General features: G+C 63.1%; 12 protein-coding genes. 1 reads left to right on the top strand and 11 read right to left on the bottom strand.

The features are described 5' to 3' along the window. Positions 1–63: 63 nt before the first annotated feature. The 3 genes from QZM15_RS09730 to QZM15_RS09720 form a co-directional block, all read right to left on the bottom strand. Complete coding sequence (locus tag QZM15_RS09730; protein WP_060968186.1) at positions 64–993, bottom strand: Gfo/Idh/MocA family protein; 930 nt, start codon at positions 991–993, stop codon at positions 64–66. A 25-nt stretch (positions 994–1,018) separates the two neighbouring features. Beyond that, positions 1,019–1,948, bottom strand: a complete 930-nt coding sequence (locus QZM15_RS09725; protein WP_059581575.1) for a dihydrodipicolinate synthase family protein — start codon at positions 1,946–1,948, stop codon at positions 1,019–1,021. Between the two features lie 115 nt (positions 1,949–2,063). Then, positions 2,064–3,815 carry an IlvD/Edd family dehydratase gene (locus tag QZM15_RS09720; RefSeq protein ID WP_059581572.1) on the bottom strand — a complete coding sequence of 584 codons (1,752 nt, stop codon included), beginning with the start codon at positions 3,813–3,815 and terminating at the stop codon, positions 2,064–2,066. A 114-nt stretch (positions 3,816–3,929) separates the two neighbouring features. Here QZM15_RS09720 and QZM15_RS09715 point away from each other — a divergent pair, with 114 nt between their 5' ends. After that, complete coding sequence (locus QZM15_RS09715; RefSeq protein ID WP_059581569.1) at positions 3,930–4,880, top strand: LysR family transcriptional regulator; 951 nt, start codon at positions 3,930–3,932, stop codon at positions 4,878–4,880. 168 nt (positions 4,881–5,048) lie between these two features. On the opposite strand, the gene QZM15_RS09710 is transcribed toward QZM15_RS09715, so the two are convergent. From QZM15_RS09710 to QZM15_RS09675, 8 genes are all read right to left on the bottom strand, one after another. Next, complete coding sequence (locus QZM15_RS09710) at positions 5,049–6,785, bottom strand: ShlB/FhaC/HecB family hemolysin secretion/activation protein (protein WP_302106281.1); 1,737 nt, start codon at positions 6,783–6,785, stop codon at positions 5,049–5,051. Next, entirely contained in the window at positions 6,782–7,054 is a 273-nt protein-coding gene (locus QZM15_RS09705; protein ID WP_226223411.1) for a hypothetical protein, read from the bottom strand. The genes QZM15_RS09710 and QZM15_RS09705 overlap by 4 nt, the downstream gene beginning before the upstream one ends. After that, complete coding sequence (locus QZM15_RS09700) at positions 7,051–7,698, bottom strand: hypothetical protein (protein ID WP_226223409.1); 648 nt, start codon at positions 7,696–7,698, stop codon at positions 7,051–7,053. Before QZM15_RS09700 ends, QZM15_RS09705 begins: the two co-directional genes overlap by 4 nt. Before the next feature lie 102 nt (positions 7,699–7,800). Further along, positions 7,801–8,052 carry a hypothetical protein gene (locus QZM15_RS09695; RefSeq protein WP_226223408.1) on the bottom strand — a complete coding sequence of 84 codons (252 nt, stop codon included), beginning with the start codon at positions 8,050–8,052 and terminating at the stop codon, positions 7,801–7,803. Further along, positions 8,049–8,228, bottom strand: coding sequence for a hypothetical protein (locus QZM15_RS09690; protein ID WP_302106280.1), 180 nt, complete (start codon positions 8,226–8,228; stop codon positions 8,049–8,051). The genes QZM15_RS09695 and QZM15_RS09690 overlap by 4 nt, the downstream gene beginning before the upstream one ends. Beyond that, the gene (locus QZM15_RS09685) at positions 8,225–8,635 is read right to left on the bottom strand and encodes a hypothetical protein (RefSeq protein WP_226223406.1); all 411 of its coding nucleotides are present in this window, start codon (positions 8,633–8,635) and stop codon (positions 8,225–8,227) included. The genes QZM15_RS09690 and QZM15_RS09685 overlap by 4 nt, the downstream gene beginning before the upstream one ends. Before the next feature lie 240 nt (positions 8,636–8,875). Further along, entirely contained in the window at positions 8,876–9,601 is a 726-nt protein-coding gene (locus QZM15_RS09680; protein ID WP_179231803.1) for a polymorphic toxin type 22 domain-containing protein, read from the bottom strand. 120 nt (positions 9,602–9,721) lie between these two features. Continuing rightward, a complete protein-coding gene (locus QZM15_RS09675) occupies positions 9,722–19,057 on the bottom strand; it encodes a hemagglutinin repeat-containing protein (protein WP_302106279.1) in 9,336 nt (3,111 codons plus the stop codon). Between the last annotated feature and the right edge of the window lie 106 nt (positions 19,058–19,163).

Genomic DNA, 19,163 nt, shown 5'->3' with positions numbered 1-19,163 from the left:
CCGTGATGTGTGTCCGTAATCAATCGTTCGTCGTGCGCGCCCGAGGCGGTGCGCGCACGCAGGTCAGCGGCCGAACGCGTCGGTCTGCACGCGTCGGCCGAACAGGAAGGCGTCGGCGACGAGCCGCAGCGGCCGCACGTCGACGTCGCTTTCGCCACGCGCGATCAGCGCACGAAAGTGCGCATACAGCGCCGGATACTCGCGTTCGGGCCCGATCTCGACCGGCTCGCCCGCGATCGACAATTGCGCGCCGCCGCGGCTGATCGCGAGCACGCCGTCGGCCGTGTCGACCGCGATTTCCCATTGCTCGACCGGGCCGTGCCGCCAGTCGAATTCCGCGCGCACCGGCACGCCGTCGGTATCCGCGCAATCGAGTTCGGCCGCGATCGGCGTCTGCACGTCGCTCGGCACGATGAGCGTCGCCTCGCGCAGCACGAGCTCGCGCGGCAGGATCCGCGTGACGATCGACAGCGCGTTGATGCCCGGATCGAACACGCCGAGGCCGCCCGGTTCCCAGATCCACTGCTGCCCCGGATGCCAGCGCCGCACGTCTTCCTTCCAGCGAACCTGCACCGCGCGGATCGTGCGTGACGCAAGCCACGCACGCGCCGGTTCCACCGCGCTCGCGCAGCGCGAATGCCAGGTCGCGAACAGCGTGAGGCCGCGCTCGCGCGCCAGCGCGTCCAGCGCGGCCACTTCGCCGAGAGTCGCGCCCGGCGGCTTCTCGAGCATCACGTGCTTGCCGGCCTCGAGCGCGGCGCGCGCCTGCGCGTAGCGCACCTGCGGCGGCGCGCACAGCGACACGGCGTCGAGCTCGGGCTCGGCGGCGAGCAGCGCGTTCAGATCCGGATAATTGCGCACGCCGTTGACTTCCGCGTGACGGCTCGCGCAGGCAGTCAACGCGAAGCCCGGTTCGGCGGCGATCGCCGGCAAATGCTGGTCGCGGGCGATCTTGCCGATCCCGATCACGCCCAGCGAAATTGGATTGCTCATCGTGCGTCTCTCCTTCGCGAATCGCTCAGCGCGCCCAGCGCAGCACGAGCGGATCGAGCCGGCGCGCGATCGCGAGCAGTTCCGCGCGCGTGTCCGGGTGCAGTTCCGGCATCGGATGCCGCGGCCGCTCGCACGCGATCACGCCGCCGGCGCGCATCAGCGCCTTCGCGGTGAGGATCCCGGACTGGCGGTTCTCGTGATTGATCAGCGGCAGCCACGTCTGGTAATGCGCGAACGCATCGTCGTGCCGGCCTTCGCGGAACGCTTCGAGGATCGGCCGGATGCCGTCCGGAAAGCCGCCGCCCGTCATCGCGCCGGTCGCGCCCGCATGGAGATCGGCGAGCAGCGTGATCGCTTCCTCGCCGTCCCACGGCCCCTCGATCGCGTCGCCGCCGAGCCGGATCAGCTCGCGCAGCTTGTTCGCGGCGCCGGGCGTCTCGATCTTGAAGTACGCGACCTGTTCGATCTCGCGCGCCATCCGCGCGAGGAACGGCGCGGACAGCGGCGTGCCGCTCGCGGGCGCGTCCTGGATCATGATCGGGATGTCGATCGCATCCGACACGCGCGCATAGAACTCGAAGATCTGCGCCTCCGGCACGCGGAACGTCGCGCCGTGATACGGCGGCATCGCCATCACCATCGCCGCGCCGAGCTGCTGCGCGCGCAGGCTGCGCGCCGCGCACACCTGCGTGCCGTAGTGCGACGTCGTGACGATCACCGGCACGCGGCCGGCGACGTGTTCGAGGATCGTGCGCGTGAGCACGTCGCGTTCGTCGTCGGTGATCGCGAACTGCTCGGAGAAGTTCGCGAGGATGCACAGGCCGTCCGACCCCGCATCGATCATGAAGTCGACCGCGCGCTTCTGGCTCGCGAGGTCGAGCTCGCCGGTGTCGGTAAACGTCGTCGGGACGACGGGGAAGATGCCGCGATAGCGCGGCGTGCTGCTCGATGTCATGGTTCGCGTCCTGCTTCGGCCCGGTTGTCGCCGGCCGTCATGCGTTCATGGTTTCATGAAGCGCGGGCCGGGAAGGCCCGCCATCGGCGGCGGCGCACGTCGCGCCGCCCGCCGCTCAATGCGAATGGCTCGGCACGTCCGCGCCGCGCGTACCGACCAGGAAGTCGAGGTCGCACCCCTCGTCGGCCTGCAGCACGTGATCGATATACAGCCGCGCATAGCCGCCCTTGCCGAGCTGGCCGGCCACGCCCGGCGCCGCGGTCGGATCGACGTCCGACAGGCGGCGCTGCAGTTCTTCATCCGTGATGTCGAGATGCAGCGTGCCGGCCTCGCAGTCGAGTTCGATCCAGTCGCCGTTGCGCACGGCCGCGAGCGGGCCGCCCGCGGCCGCTTCCGGCGCGACGTGCAGCACGACCGTGCCGTACGCGGTGCCGCTCATCCGCGCATCGGAAATCCGCACCATGTCCTTCACGCCCTGGCGCAGCAGCTTCGGCGGCAGCCCCATGTTGCCGACCTCGGCCATGCCCGGATACCCGCGCGGCCCGCAATTCTTCAGCACCATCACCGAGCTTGCGTCGATGTCGAGCGCTTCGTCGTTGATCGTCGCCTTGTAGTGGTCGAGGTTCTCGAACACCACCGCGCGGCCGCGATGCTTGAGCAGTTCGGGGCTCGCCGCCGACGGCTTCAGCACCGCGCCGCGCGGCGCGAGATTGCCGCGCAGGATGCGGATGCCGCCGTCCTCGATCAGCGGCCGGTCGAGCGGGCGGATCACTTCTTCGTCGTAGTTCGGCGCTTCGCGCACGTTGTCCCACAGCGACTTGCCGTTGACCGTCAGCGCGTCCGGGTGCGGCAGCAGCCCGCCTTCGCCGAGCCGGCGCAGCACGGCCGGCAGCCCGCCCGCGTAATAGAACTCCTCCATCAGGAAGCGCCCCGACGGCATCAGGTCGACGATCGTCGGCGTGTCGCGGCCGATGCGCATCCAGTCTTCCAGCTCGAGCGGCACGCCGATGCGGCCGGCGATCGCCTTCAGGTGGATCACGGCGTTGGTCGAGCCGCCGATCGCCGCGTTCGTGCGGATCGCGTTCTCGAACGCCGCGCGCGTCAGGATCTTCGACAGCACGAGCCCTTCGAGCGCCATCTCGACGATCCGGATGCCCGACATGTGCGCGAGCACGTAGCGGCGCGAATCGACGGCCGGAATCGCCGCGTTGTGCGGCAGCGCGACGCCGAGCGCCTCGGCCATGCACGCCATCGTCGATGCGGTACCCATCGTGTTGCAGGTGCCGGCCGAGCGCGACATGCCGGCTTCGGCCGACAGGAAGTGATGCACGTCGATCTCGCCGGCCTTCAGCGCTTCGTGCAACTGCCACACGGCCGTGCCCGAACCGATGTTCTTGCCTTCGAGCTTGCCGTTCAGCATCGGGCCGCCCGACACGACGATCGCCGGCACGTCGCAGCTCGCCGCGCCCATCAGCAGCGCGGGTGTCGTCTTGTCGCAGCCGGCGAGCAGCACGACCGCGTCGATCGGGTTGCCGCGGATCGCTTCCTCGACGTCCATCGATGCAAGATTGCGCGTGAGCATCGCCGACGGCCGCAGGTTCGATTCGCCGTTCGAGAACACCGGGAACTCGACCGGGAAGCCGCCCGCTTCCGAGATCCCGCGCTTCACGTGCTCGGCGAGCTTGCGGAAGTGCGCGTTGCATGGCGTCAGTTCGGACCACGTGTTGCAGATGCCGATGATCGGCCGGCCGTCGAATTCGTGATCGGGAATGCCCTGGTTCTTCATCCAGCTTCGGTACATGAAGCCGTTCTTGTCGTTCGTGCCGAACCATTGAGCGGAGCGCAGCCTGGGTTTTGTTGCCGACATCGTCAGTCCTGTGGTGACGGGATACCGGCGCAGTCTAGGCAGAATTTTGATAACTGGCTAATGACGATTTAGGCGATTACGATATCGATTCCGATATCGATATAAACCCGTACGATGACCGAAGCCAGCCCGTGGGGCAACCGCGCCCGCCTGAAGACGCGCCAGTTGCTGCTGCTCGTCGCGCTCGCCGACGAAGGCAGCATTCACCGCGCGGCGGCCGCGCTGAACATGACGCAGCCGGCCGCGTCGAAGCTGCTGCGCGAGCTCGAGGAATCGATCGGCGCGGTGCTGTTCGAGCGCCTGCCGCGCGGGATGCGGCCGACGCTGTACGGCGACGCGCTGATCCGCCACGCGCGCGCGGCGCTCGGCAGCCTCGACCAGGCGCGCGAGGAACTGGCCGCGCTGAAGGCCGGCCATCTCGGCCACGTGGCGGTGGGCGCGATCACGTCGCCGGGCCTGCGGCTCGTGCCGCCGGCCGTGGCGGCGGTAAAGGGGACGCATGCGGGCCTGCACGTGTCGGTCGAGATCGATACCAGCAACGTGCTGCTCGAACACCTCGCGCAGGAAAAGATCGACATCGTGCTCGGCCGGCTGTCCGCGGAACACGACAAGCTGCGCCTGCGCTACGAGCCGCTGACCGGCGAGTCGGTGGCCGCCGTCGTGCGGCCCGGCCACCCGCTGCTCGCGCACGCGCCGCTGGCGCTCGCGGACGTGCAGCGCGCCGCGTGGGTCGTGCCGCCGGCCGGCAGCGTGCTGCGCCACCGCTTCGAGCTCGTGTTCCAGCGCGCGAGCCTCGCGCCGCCGGCGAACCTCGTCGAAACCTCGGCGCTGCTGTTCATCACGCAACTGCTCGAACAGAGCGACATGATCGCGGTGCTCGCCGAGGACGTCGCGCACTACTACGCGCGGCACGGGATCGTCACGGTGCTGCCGCTGGAGATGGATTGCCGGATGGACGATTTCGGGATCATCACGCGCACCGACCGGCTGCATTCGCCGGCGGTGGCGGTGATGGTCGAGGCGATTCGGGCGGCGGCGGGGGAGGTTTACGGAGTGGGGTTGTGAGGCGGCGATTTCGGGCTTTGCCGCCGCAGCGCGGATAGCATGGTCGCCACACGTGGCCCTCCGACAAGAGAGCCATGCACCATACGATCGAAAAAGCCGTCAGTTCTCGATCCTCGCCGCCGTCGTCTCAAACGACGGCGGGCAAAGTAGCGGATTGCGCCCACTTCGTCAGAACTGTGCGGTGAGCTGAAAGCCAACGGTCACGCGTGCCGTAGGAAACCCGGACGGCTTGTAGATCGGCGTGCCGGCAAACAGGTCGTAACCGTAGGCACCCAAGCGAGTCGCGACGCTCCCCTTCACGCCGATCACGGCCCCTGCCAGTTGCGTGCCCACGAGTGTGACCGGCTGCGGGCCCCACACGCGGCCGTAGTCGATGCCCGCATACACCGCCTGCCCGGTTTGATCGATCGGCGCCTGCAGTTCATTGCGCCAGTAAAAACCACGGGAGGCGGCCAGCATCGTCTCCCCGTCGAAGCCGCGCACCGTGTAGCGGCTGCCGATCGTCATGTCGTCGATGTAGTACAGCGTGTTGCCCGTGAATTGGCCGTGGAGGGTCGTCACGTAACGAAACGGCTGCTGCGCGATCGCGAACGGCACCGACAGGTTCGCATCGAGCACCGCCATCTTGTAGCGGTAGGTCGGGCCGCCGTCGGCCGCCACGCTGTCGTCCTGTGCGCCGAACGCACCGACGCCCTGCCGGTACGCGAGCGTGCCGTCGAACTGCGCGTTGCCGAAGTAGTGCCGATCGGTCAGGCCGAACTCGACGAACGTGTTGTTGCGGCGCTGCTGCGGGATTTCGGTGTCTTCGATGAAGCTTTGCCCGAACCGGCGTGACAGCCGGAACTGCACGCCGAACACGTCGTTCTGACTGCGCGACAGCACACGGTTCAGCTTGAAGTCGACCGTCTTCGAGTTGCCGCTCGCGACGAACGTCTGGTTCACGCCGGCGATCTGCTGGTAGTACGTGTTCGTGTACGCCGAAAGCGTCGCGGTCCAGTAGCCCCAAGGGATCGAATAAAAGCCGTTCCAGCCGTGCGAGCCAAGCCGCTTGTCGCCTAGCTCGAGATCTTGGCTCACGCCGATGTTGAAAATATCGTTCAGGCCCAGCGGATTGTCGATGCCGAGGGACAAGTTGCCCTGCAGCCGTCCGGTCGCGCGCGTGCCCGAGTTGTCGATCGACGCGACGACGGTCCAGGGTTTGCCGCGCTGCACGTCGAGCACGACGTCGCTCTCGCCCGGCACATCGGCGGGGACAATCTGCATCGACACGTCCTGGCTCGACACGCGCTTCATCTGCTCGAGGCCCTGTTCGAGGTCGCGCAGGTTTAGCAGTTCGCCATCGCGCGTCGGGAAGGCGGTTTTCCAGGTGCCGCGCAGCTTCTCGTCAGCGAAGCGCACGTGGCGGATCACGCCGGGGATCAGCGATAACTTCAGGGTGCCGGTCGACAGATCCTGTTCAGGCAGCAGCACGCGGGTCGTGACGTAACCGCGCGCCAGGATCGCTTGCGACAGGCCCTTGACGAGCACGTCAAGGCCTTGTTTGCCGACGCACTGGCCAGCGTAGTGGTCAAGCCATTCGCGCGCGAACGCGAAGCGGTCCATCGGCAATGCCGACGCGCCTTGCGATTTGAGGGAGGCGGGCAGCGCATCGGGCACATCGAGCGAGAAACGATCGATGCGAAAGCACGGCGGCTCCGACGGCAGTGTCGGATACCCGACGCTCGCCGTGACGCCCGAACGCACCCCGGGCGCAGAGACCGCCCGCTCACGCTCACGCGCCTCCTCCTGCTGTCGCGTTTGCTGGTCGTTGCCCGGAATTACCAGGCGCGAAGCTTCCTGCGCAAACACACCGGTCGCAACGAAGGTGGCGGCCGGTAGGAGCGACAGTCGCAGAGCAATTTTCATTTTGACTTGTCAGCGTCTTCGTTGTCGTTCGTTTTGTAGCTATCTCGCGCCTTCTTGTAGCTGCGGTCGAAGGGCTTAATCTTCAGCATATGTGCTCGACTGGACATCCCTCCAAGCGCCATTGTCGCAAAACCAAGGAGAAATGCCCCCGCCCTGATCCAGCGGGGTATTTGGTCGAGCCCAAGTCCTGCCAACGCCAAGGCTAAGCCCGTCAGAAAAAGCACAACTCTTAGCCATCCTGCGAAATTACCGTCCTCGATCAATCTCATTTCTTTTCCTTGTTGACACTCGGACCAAAAATCGAATTCAATTGCTGGCCGATCCAGTTTCCGACCGTTGTTGAGACCGGTTGCTTCTTGATAGCTTCGGACGCTCCATTGATGACCAACGATGCGATCGGCACCTTGTCTCCGATCACCTGACCGCCCAGTGCCAAAGCGCTTTCATAAGTGTATTGACCAGCATTCGGATTTACCAATTGCGATGTGGCATCCGCAGCAATACCTACTACCGTCGCTCCGTAAGCAATCGTTCCAAATGCCGGCGCTAAGGGTGATGGTACGGCTGCCCCGGTCGCAGCGCTGGATGAGATCCATCCTGCGGTGTTCGACACCATCGAGGCCGTGTCCGCGATTGTGCTCTTCATATAATTCGCATCCGACTGGTCGAATTTCGTAAACGGCCCAGTCAGATGGAACCCCCATCCACTGCTTGCGGTACGATCGTAGTTGAACTGGCTTGGCACCTGGCTGTTCGTCGCCGAGTCAGCATTTGCCACGATATACGATTGCAATTCGGGATTTGCAAGCGCCGTCTTCTGCGTCAGAACCATCTTGCCGTCAGCCGTAGCCGGTGCTCCGACCCATTGTGCACCCATGTCAGTCGGCGATGTCCCTACGAGAGTGGCTTTCATAACGGATTTCGTCGCCGCTTTTAACGGACGTAGTCGAGTTCTAATTCGGGATCGATTGAAACTAACAACGGACCCGGTATATTGCCGGGCCCGTTTTTAAGACTACCGACCTGACCTCTTCTTTTCAGTGAACCAAGTCACCGTGCCCGCGAAAAAACTGAACACAACTACAAACACAGCCATTCGCTCGACCCGATTCCACGTTGGCAATTGATATGGAATGTCGTGAAACAACCATTGCAATGCAGGACCGGCGGCAAGTTCTGAGATGGAAACGCCAATTCCCATAATAGTGATCCAAAGCAACACGTTGTATACCCAGCGAAACCATTCAAAGCTGCTCTTGGGACTCATTTCTTTGCAACTCCGTCAAGCCCGTTCTGTACCGTTGCGCCTGCTTTCTCTTGCACCACACCTCCCAAAATACCGCCCGCCCACGATGGAATCATACTCGGCGGAACATATTTCGATATCCCCAAGCCAAGGTACTGCCATTCCTGTCGATACCACGGATTGAGGAATTTATTCAAACCAGACTCAGCTCCCGCACCCAGGGGATACCCAAACGCCGTTCCCACAGCAGCCCCCGCCATCGCCGAATAGTTGCCATATTTTTTATTGACATGTGAGCCCGCATAAATCCATTTAGCGCCAGAGTCCGTCGGCGCTTGTCCCACCAGCGTATCCGGCGCACCTGATTGATGCTGGCCATCAACCGACACACCCATGATTCGCATCTGGTCCTCAATCTGGCTTGGGTATATTTACCTTTGCTTTTCTCTGCCAGTTGCTTCGCGAGCGTCTTTTCTTCCGGATGCAGTTGCCGGTTGAACCGATCCACGTTGTGGCCGGAGAGCGCTTCCGATTTACCGCCCACAACACCACCCGGGCCCGTCGCGAGCGCGTTCGCCACGATGTTGCCCAGCGCCTGATCCATGTTGGCGTTGCTAGTCGGATCGCTGCTTGCAATCGCGCCGCTCAACTCGTTCAGCTTATCGACCGCTATTAATCTGATCAGTATGCCAAGCGCCTAATAAAACCATTTTCTTATCAGAAGTCCGCCAATAAATGCGCAAGCAGCGGTTACACTAACCCAGTAAGCAATTTTTTGTCCACGCGTCATCTTGGCCCACTGATCCGGATTCGGTCCTCCGCCGACTGCAGCCATTTAAGCCTCCTATTTTCCATGCCCAGTTACTTCGGATGAATGGCCCCACGGCATTACGCCGAAGGAAATAGAACCCGGCTGACCAATACCAAATTCAACTGCGGTACTTCCGCCATAGGCGTGAGTTATTGCACCAATCACATTGACGCCAAATGGGGTAGGCACAGAAATGAACGCCTGATTTCCATCCCCTGTCAAGAAGTTTCCTGCTTTCGTCACGGTGTCTGCCCCGAGTATGTAGCCGATAGTCGAACTGACCCCGGGTCTGTACGACACCGAAGATGGGTTGGTCATGGAAACGCCTCCCGAAACATACGTCGAACCGTCGTACAGATTCACCGTACCACTTACGTTTCCAGAAAGCGCGCCCACATTGACCGTCATGTAGTCAGGTGCCAAACCGCGTCCTTGCTCGTTGACGCCCGCATAGCTGCCCGACGCATTCCCCTTGCTCTGGCTGAAGCTCGCGCTGGCGCCACCCTGACTGATGCTGAAACCGCCACCCGAACTCGACTGATGCGCCGCGCTCGACAACGTGTCCTGGACGCTCACAATGTTCAGATTCCCGCCCACATCGGCATTCACGTGATTGCCCTTCACGTTCGAGCCAATGATGTTCGTATCGCCATCGAGGATCATTTTTTTCGCACAAAAGCCACCGTCGCGAAGATACAAAAAACAAGCCCCAACAGAGTTCCGTTCACCAAAACGAATCTCGTATCGTTGCTCGCCCACAAGAAGCCACCGCCATAAAAATAGGCTACAAAAATCATTACAAATGCCTTTATGGAGGCAAAGCATATAAATGAAAGCAAGAAAGCCACTAAATACAAGGCAATCAATCTAAGCATTTCTTCACTTCCCAATTCGAGATTTGGCATCGTTTATCGCTTTCGTTCCTGCTTCAGCGCCGGCTGCACCACCGATACCAGCACCAATTGCAGGAACATTGTTCGGGTTAAACAGATTTTGTCCCGATGATCCCGACCAAACTCCAGTTCCGGACCAACCGAAGCTACCCATCCCGGATTTCGCCAACGCAGAAATTAGATTTTGCATGGCGAGCCCCGTCACATAGCCGATAGCCGCCGCACCTGCGTTCACTGCCGCGCCGGTTGCAATGCTGTCGTGTTTCCCGGAAATCGCATTGTTTGTGACAGTATCAAGAGCACCTGTTACAGAATTTATTACGACGTTCCCAAAGAACTTGGTATAGGTGCCGGCTCCGCCAGCCATTGCGGCATACCCAACATCGACTGGATTGACCGTGCCATTCTGAATGTACTGTGAAGTCGCATTTACACCACCAGTTAGGACGCCAATCCCAACAGGCGACGTCCACGCGCTGGATCCCAACGCTCCAGTTGAACCAAAAATTGGCGCGCCCGGGATAGCAGCTAACCCTGCAGCAATCTCTGGCGCCAACCCAGCAGTTACCAGCCCGCCGGCAATGACGAGTCCGGCCTTTGGATTAGCCACTGCGCCCGGCAACGCCTTCTGCTCCGGCGTCAGTGAACCATCCTTGTTCCCAGACAAGAACGGACTGTTGTACTCCGCCGGCGTCGCATGGAACAGTCCGCCACCATTCTGACTGATATAGGCGACCGCGGTTGCGTCCCCTCCCGGCCCCTTGCTTGCCGCCGCGTCCACCAAACGATAGCCGTTCGCCAGCAACATATTCCGCGCTTGTTCCACGGTGAGTGCTTTCCCGGTCTTTTCTTCATAGAACTTCGCGAAGTCCTTCGCCTTGTCCTTCGCCCACTGTCTTTCATCAGGGTGAAGCTGCCGGTTAAACCGATCAACGTTGTACCCCGAGAACGCTCCCGCTTCACCGCCCACAGCAGCGCCGGCACCCGTCGCAAGCGCGTTCGCCACGATGTTGCCCAGTGCCTGATTCATATTGGCGTTGCCGGTCGGATCGCTGCCTGCGATCGCGCTGCTCAGCTCGTTCAGCTTGCCCGACGCTATCGATGCAATCGCGGCACCGGCGGCACCGCCTACCGCATTACCGCCCGCCAGCCCTGTCACCAGCGCCGCACCGGCACCTTGCATCAGCGCGCGATTTGCTCCACCTTCCTTCCACGCGTCGACTCCCGCCTGATCACCGTTCGCGGCGGCGTCTTTCATCATCTTGTCCGCGTAGTCCCCGATCCGGCGCGACACCGCTTCGCCGGCCGCGCTGGCTGCGGCCATCATGTCCGCTTGATTGGCCAGCAGGTTCTGCATGTCGGGGAGTTTGGCGACCGTACCGTTCGTATTCGTCGTGTCGCGGTTCAAGCCCGCCACATCCTGCTTCTGGTTTGCCGAATCCGTAATCGTAATGGTCCCCGCACTCACGCCGCTCTTCGTCGTCGCGCTATCACTGCCGCTGTCGTTTTGGCCAAGCATCGGCGCGGCGCCGCCTGCATTCTTGCCCGACGTGCTGCCGTGCGTGCTGTAGTTCATCCCGCCGTCGCCGGTCGTCGCGCCCGCGCTGAAGCCGCTCGAGCTCGCGTCGTAGTGCGACTGGTTCTGGATGTCCGAGAACGAGAGGGAACCCGTCGTCAGCGAATTCTTCGACGCATCCGCGCTACTCGCGATCAGCCCGCCTTTCAGGTCGGTATTGCCGGTGACGTTGATATTGAAGCCGCCGTCGCCCGCGCGAATACCGGCTTGCTCGTTGACGCCCGCATAGCTGCCCGACGCATTCCCCTTGCTCTGGCTGAAGCTCGCGCTGGCGCCGCCCTGACTGATGCTGAAGCCGCCGCCCGAACTCGACTGATGCGCCGCGCTCGTCAGCGTGTCTTGCACGCTCGCGATGTTCAGGTTCCCGCCCACATCGGCATTCACCTGGTTGCCGTTCACGTTCGAGCCGATGATGTTCGTATCACCGCCCGAAATGATCGTCACGCCGTTTGCCGCATTCACGTGACTGTTGTTCTGCGTGGCCAGATCGCTGTTGCCGTCGCCATTGGCTTTCGACATCGCCGCCGAGATACCAAAGCCGCCCGTGCCGACCGACACGCCCACGCTCGCACTCTTCGAGTCGTTCGTACTGCGCGTCGAATCGGTGTCCGTCGTATTGACGATATTGACCTGATTCTTCGCCGCCAGAATCACATCGCTCGCGTTCACGTTCGAGCCGGCGATCGTCACATTGCCGCTGCCCGGCTGACCGTTGCCGGTTGCCGCAAATGCCACCGTTCCGCCGGCGTTCACATTCGAGCCGCGATTCGTCACGCTGTTCTCGGTAAACGCGCTCTTGCTATGGCTGCTGCCGACGCTGAGTTCGACCTTGAATTGGGGCGTCTGGCCTGCTCCCAGCGCGTTGACCACGTCGCCTGCAGCCACGTTCGCATCCCACGCCGCACTCGCCGCGGCCATCCCGTGCAGCGCTGCTGCACGGCCATCCTGGCTATTACTGGACGCACGCGATTGACCCACCGCATTCGACACCGCGTCGATTACCGGCGCCTTCAGCGCCAGCGTCAGGCCGCTCTTCGACACTTCCTGCGTCTCGCCGCGGTGGTTCTTGTCCTGCGCGGCGTCAATCGTAACGTTCGCGCCTGTCCCGCTGAGATTCTTCGCCGCGATCAGGTCGCTGCCGGTCACGTGCAGATCGTTGCCAGCCGCGATGCTCAGGTTGCCGTTCAGTGAGCCGATCGTGCTGGCGTTGTTCGACACCTCGGCGCTCTGGTTGGTTGTCTTCAGCGAACTGCTGCCCACCGACACCGACAGTCCGCCGCCCGACATCAGCCCGGATTCCTTCTTGTTGTAGTAGCTCGACGACTGCAAGGTATCCTGCGACGTCGTTACCGTTACGTTACGCGCTGCCGTGAGCGTCACGTCATTCGTTCCGACGATGGTGCTGCCCTGAACATTGACGTCCTTTCCACTGACGATGTTCACGCCGTCCGCTGATACCAGACTACCCTGATTCAGCGTCATCGTCTGGTCGATCCCGCTCGCGACCTTCACGCCGCTCACGACGTTGCTGTGGCTATGCGTCTCGTGTGAGTTCAGCTCATGCGTTTCGGTCGCTGCGCCGATATTCACGTCGCCGGCCGCCATCAGGTTCGCATTCCCCTTGTCGAGGCTAACCGTGCTGCCACGGATCGTGAGATCCTTGCCCGACGCAATCGTGACCGTGTCGCTGCCTTTAAGCGTCGTCCCGGTCAGCGCCTGATCCGACGTGTGCAGCGTCTCCGCGTAACTGCCGTGACTATCGCTGCCCGAACTGTTGCTGTTCACGGTCGACGTCGCGCTCGCTGCGCCGAGCGTGACGTTGCCCTTGGCTGCGATCGCCCCGCCTTGGCCGAGGTCGATCTGCGCACCCTTGGCGGTCAGATCTCCGCCGACGCCAATCAGTGAAGCACCGCCAACCTGCACAGTGCTGCCGGTGACCTTGTTGATGTCTGTATTCGACACGCCGTTCGCGCGCTGCACGATCTTGTGCTCGCCGGTCTGGACCGCGCCGAGATCCCAGTTGCCGCCGACATTCATCCCGAGATTGCCGCCGACCGACACGTTGCCCGCGTTCTGCTGGAAGTTGCCGCCCGTCGTGATCGACGCATTGCCCACCACGTCGAGTTTGGCGGTCGGCCCGAGCGTCGTCACCACGCTCGTCGCGCCGTCCCGGCTCACGCGCGTGTTCGTCTTCGTCGCCGTGTCGAGAATCAGGTCTTTCCCGGCATCCAGCTGCAGGCTGCCAGCCTTCACGTTGGCCGACGTCAGATCGATGTTGTTGTCGGTCTTCAGCGACATCAGCCCGCCGCTTTGCAGCGCACCGAACGCGTTGTCGATCTGCTTGCCCTGGATCTCCAGCGTGTTGTCGGCCTTGATCGTGCCGCTGTTCGTGAACGACTGCGCATTCTGGAAATCGATGTTCGTCGCGCTGATCAGCGGGCCGTTGATATTCTGCTGATTCGCCTGCGCGAGATATACGACCGGCACCAGCACCGACTGGCCGTCGACCACACGCGTCTCCATCATGATCACGTTGCTGGTTAGCTTCGACACCTGCTCGGCCGTCAAGCTCGCGCCCATCGGCAGATCGAGCGATCTCGACAGATCCGCGCCCGCCGTCATCAACGACTGATACATCGTCTGCAGGTCCGCGTACGGGCCGAGCACCGCCTTGCCGGTCAGCGCCGTCACTTGATTGCGTACGAGCTGCTGCTCATAGAAGCCGTCGCCGAGCCGCTTCGGGATGTGCGTGAGGTCGACGCCGAGCTGACCGAAGAAGTAGTCGCTCGAAATGAAATTCTTCTGGTTCGTGAACGCCGGGTTCGTCTCGATCACGTAGCTCGCATTCGGTGCGTTGGTCGGCCGGTACAGCCCGCCCTGCGGAATCGTGAGGTTGCTCAGGACGTTCAGCGCCGTCGCGCTGGCGATGATCGGATCGACCGGCGCCGGCGGACCGCCGTGCACCGACGACGCCCCCGATTTCGCGCCGCTCGCGTTACCGCTCAGATTGGCGGGCGTGAGGCCCGGCACCGACTGTCCCGGCAACAAGCCGAGCGACGGAATCGATGTGTTGGCCGCCGAGTTGTTGACGCTCACACCCGTGCCCGAAATCGTGCCGTTCGAACTCAACGTCGAAAAGTAACCCGGCAGCGTGTAGTCCTTGATCGACGCGGGCGCCGCCTGCGTGTAGCCACCCGGATGCCCGGTCACGAACGGTGCATTGCCGAATGGCAATTGCCAGTCGTGTTCGGTGTTGTCGTAGTTGTTGTAGTGGTACTGCCCGGAGTACGAGACCGTCACGCCCGGCAGTTTCTGGCCGGACGCCGCCCAGCCATCGGCGTCGTAGTGCCCCGGCACCTTGATGTCGCCGACCGCCGCGATATTGCTCCAGTAGTTCTGCAGCGTGCCGACCGAAGATGCGTCGATCTTGCCGCCCGACACGATCTGCGCGGCCGGACTGATGTCGGTCACGGTCGTCGCCGTTGCGCTGTCCGCGTAGTACGTCGTCTTCTGGTAGTTGCTGTTCCACTGCCCGCTATGCGGCGGATCGGTCGGCACCCCACCCACGAAATCCAGAAAAAGTTCACGTACTGCGGGGTCGCGAAGGTCGACCCCGCCCACGTCCCGACCCGCGCAGGCATCCATGTGCACAGCCACGCATCCGGACATGCTGATGCCGAACTGCGCGAGCAATGCCGGATCGATCTGGCTGGTGGACGTCTTCATCACGCGGCGCGTGCTCGTCACCTTGTCCGCGTGCAGTTCCATGTCGCCGCTGGACTGGATCAGCGCCGATACGTTATTGATCAGCGCGGCGTTCGTGTAATTGCCGCTGGCATCCTTGCCACCTCCAAGCACGACCTTGCCCATGCCAAAGATGGCCGTCGTCGCCATTGAATCGGTCGCGGTCGTGTCGTCGCGGTTTTCGATGTCGCGTGCGAGGATTTCGAGCGTGCCGTTGCTGTCGGATGCGCCGATCAGCGCGGTCGGGCCGAGGTTCGAGATCGTATTGACGGCGTTAAGCGACGCGCTGGCGCCCACGAGCGCACCCGTGTTCGTCAGATTGGCCGATTGCGTGTGCAGCAGGCCGCCAGCCGTCAACGTACCGACGTTGAAGATGTTGCCAGCGTTGACGCTCAGGTTGTTGACCGACTGCAGGTTCGCGTTGTTCGTGAAGGTGCCGGGCAGCGTGAAGGCGAGATCGTGGCCGACGTTGAACTGGGTGTCGGCCGCCGCAGTGTAGTTGCCCTGCAGGCTCACGTTGGCGTCGTGCGTTGCGCTGTACGTGCCGCCGTCCAGCAGCGTGGCCGCCGACACCGACAGATCGTGCGTCGAGCTGATCTGTCCGTTCGTATTCGTGATCGCGCCGGTCGTCGTGACGTCCACGTCGCCGTTCGAATTCGTGACGTTGCCGATGGTGCCGCCGCTGTTGTCCAACGTGCCGCCTTGAACATGCAGCGACGCGCCGCTGAGCTGGCCACCTTGCGTGTTACTGATCGACGCGGCGCTGACCGTCACATCGCCGTTGCCGGTAATCGCGCCCATGCCCGCTACGCCGCCGGCGTCGCTGTTGGCGATCTGGCTGCCGCCTTGCACCGTCATCTTGCCGGCACCGAGGTCGACAATGGCGCCGTCCGCGTTGTCGATCGAGGCCGATTGAATGGCGAGCGTGCTGGTGTCGCCTGCAACCGATTGCCCTGCCTGGATGTGGCCGCTTCGGTTCGACAGCGCCCCACCGTTCTTCAACGACAGCGACGCGTCTGATTGCAGCAGGCCCTGTGCGTTGTTCACGTCACCCGCAATGGTGGCGTTGATACCACGCTGCGCGGCAAGAATACCGCTCGCGTTGTTCCAGGAAGCCGCGTTGACGATGGCTTGTCCCTTCGTCACGATGGTGCCCGACGCGTTGTTCAGCGCGCGGGCGCCATTGCCCGGCGCAATCGTCAGCGTGCCGGTGCCAGCATGCGTAATGGTGCCGCCTGCGTTGTTCAACTCGGCCGGCTCAAGCGTCAGATCCGTGGCATTGGTCTGGATCACGCCGGCGGCCGAGTTGTCGAGCGTGCCGCTGACGTTCATCCCCATCGCCGACGATCCATACTGCGTGATCGTGCCGCCGTGATTCACGAGGTTCGCAGCCGTCAGCGCAAGCTGATTGGCTTCGAGCTTTCCGCCGCTGTTGTCGAGCGTCGAATCGGCGATGACAGACAGATTCGGCGCGACGATCGAGCCGCCCTGATTCGTCATGGAGCCCGTGCGGAGCGTCGCATTCGTGCCGGCACCGATCTGGCCGCCGTCGTTCGACAGCGTACCGCTGGTGACGCCGAGATCCGTGTTCGACAGCAGCTTGCCGCTCGCATTGTTCAGCGTGCCGGCGACGGTTGCCGCCAGTCCGTTCTGCGCGTTTATCGAGCCCGACGTGTTGTTCAGCGTGCCGGCTTGCGCGACCACGCGCCCGTTGCTCGCGATTGCGCCGCCGACGTTCGATACCGAGCCCGAACCATTGCCGAGCGTCAGCGTGCCGGTTCCAGCATGCGTGATCGTGCCGCCGTCGTTCACGAGTGCCGTCGGCGCGAGCGTCAGGGCGGTACTGTTCGTTTGCAGCGTACCGCCACTCGAATTGTCGAGCGTGCCCGACACGTTCACGTTCATCGCGCCGGCGCCGGTCTGCGTGATCGTGCCGCTGTGATTCACGAGGTCGGTCGCGGTCAGCGACATCTGGTCGGCCTGCACGGTGCCGGCGCTGTTGTCGAGCGTCGTCGCGCTGACCGTGGCCGTCTGACCAACGATCGAGCCGCCGTTGTTGATCAAGCGCGCGCCCGCATCGACCGCTATCTTTTGCGCAGCCTGCAGCGTGCCGCTACCGTTGTAGACCGACTGGCCCGATACCCGCAGATTCGTGTTGGACGTGATCGCGCCGCGATTGACAACGTTTGCGCCGCCGACCGACACATCGCCGTTGCCGCCGATGACACCGCCTTGCGCACCGTTCGCGGTGGTACCTGCCGCATTGATCAATTGGCCGCTCGTCGTGACCGAGAGGCCGTCTGCGTTGAGCGACGTGATCCGCCCCGCCGTGTTGTCCAGTGACGCGCCGGCCACCGTCATGCCGGCCGCGCTTTGAATAGTGCCCTGGTTGTTCGCGATATCACCGCCACGCAGGTCGGCCGTGCTTTCGGATACGAGTTCGCCCGATTGGTTGGCGATCTGGCCGGCGACATTCACCGACAACGCGCTCTGTGACGAAACCTTGCCGCTCTGGTTCGAGAGGGCACCGCCGGTCAGCGTCGTGCTGCCGCCGCTCGACAGGTTGCCGTGATCGTTGATCATCGTGCCCGAAGCATTCGCGTGGACGTCGCCTTGCGCGCTCGTCGTCGCGTTCGACAGGTTCATGTCCCCGGCCGTCGCGTTCAGCGACAGATTGCCGTTTGCTGCCGTCTGGCCGCCGGCAAGATTCACGCTGCTGCCGGACAGCGACGCATTGCCGCCTGCCACGTTCTGGCCGGTTGCGCTCAGTTGGCCCGACGTCGAGACGTTCAGGTCGCCACCGCGGCCGACGGAGCCATCGTTGTTCACACCCGCGCCGAGCGTACCCGTCGAATTGACGGTGCCGGCGTTCACGGTCGTATTCCGTTGCGCCGCGAGCGTCCCGGTGTTCGTCAGATCGGCGACGGTATTCACCGACGCCGACTGTTGCGCGTACGTCGTGCCGCTGTTCTGAAGGCCACCGGCGGCCGACAGTGCGAGATTGCCGCTCGCCGTGGTCTTGCCGGTCAGCACGAGCCGGCCGTTCGACTGCAGCGTCAGGTCACCGGCCTGCGCCGCGATCGTGCCAGCGTTGGCCACCCCGACACCGAACTCGTTGGACGCCAGGAAGATCCGATTACTATACATACCGCCTAACTGGCTCACGTCGATCGCGACTGACGGAGCGGGGCCGTCGCCGGCGATCGGCGTCGCGGCAAGCGTGTCGTGGTTGACTTGGGCCGCGCCGGCGATCACGTTCAGGTTCTTCGCGTAGACCGCCGCGTTCACCTGTACCGCGCGAGCAATAAGATCCACCTGATCGGTACCGGTTGCATTCAAACCGGCACCCGAGACGGTCACGAGCCCGCGGTTGACGTTGTAACCGGCGAGCGAACCATCGGCGCCGTAGTACGGCGCGCCCGTTGTGAGGGTTGCGCGACTGGTGTTGATGAAGGACGCGCCATCAAGATAAATGCCCGACGGATTCGCGAGGACGAGCTCCGCCCGGGAGCCGGCGATCTCCAAAGCGCCACGAATTTGGGAAGGATTCGGACTGTTGACCTGGTTGACGATGATCCTCGCAGCCTGCCCGGCTCCGTAATTCGGGTTGCCGTTGATCCAGCCCGCCTGCTGCGTCTGAACCATCGTGGCCGAGTTGTTCAGGATCGCGCCAGCCTTTTGTACGTCGAACTGGTTGTAGGTGTTGACCGAGACGCCCGCATTCGACGGTCGCGCCACGTTGACTTGAGGCAAGCCGTTCGGCGTCTGGATCACGTGCGTGCTGGTGCCCGGCGTCGGAACGATCTGCGCATCGGACAAGGTGGGGAACATGCCAAGCGCAGCAACGCCCGCTGCTACGACGTGCACACCGGATATCGGCGAGCGTCGACGTGCGCGCACCTCGGCTGTTGCGTATTTGCCCTCGGCGATCGCCGTCTCCGCGACGGCCACCACGATACCCCGAAGCCTGGAATACACCAGGCGATGCGTATTTTTGTTCACTCTCGTTGACGCGGCCCGCGTCCATTCGTTGGATTATCGAGCGTGAGCGTACCAAAGCACTGGTAAATCACTGTCAACAATTGCTAAGCCGTTGAAGAAACACCAC

The sequence above is a fragment of the Burkholderia sp. AU44665 genome (assembly GCF_030504405.1).
GTDB lineage: Bacteria > Pseudomonadota > Gammaproteobacteria > Burkholderiales > Burkholderiaceae > Burkholderia > Burkholderia semiarida.
This window is presented reverse-complemented; position numbering and strand designations above follow the sequence as displayed.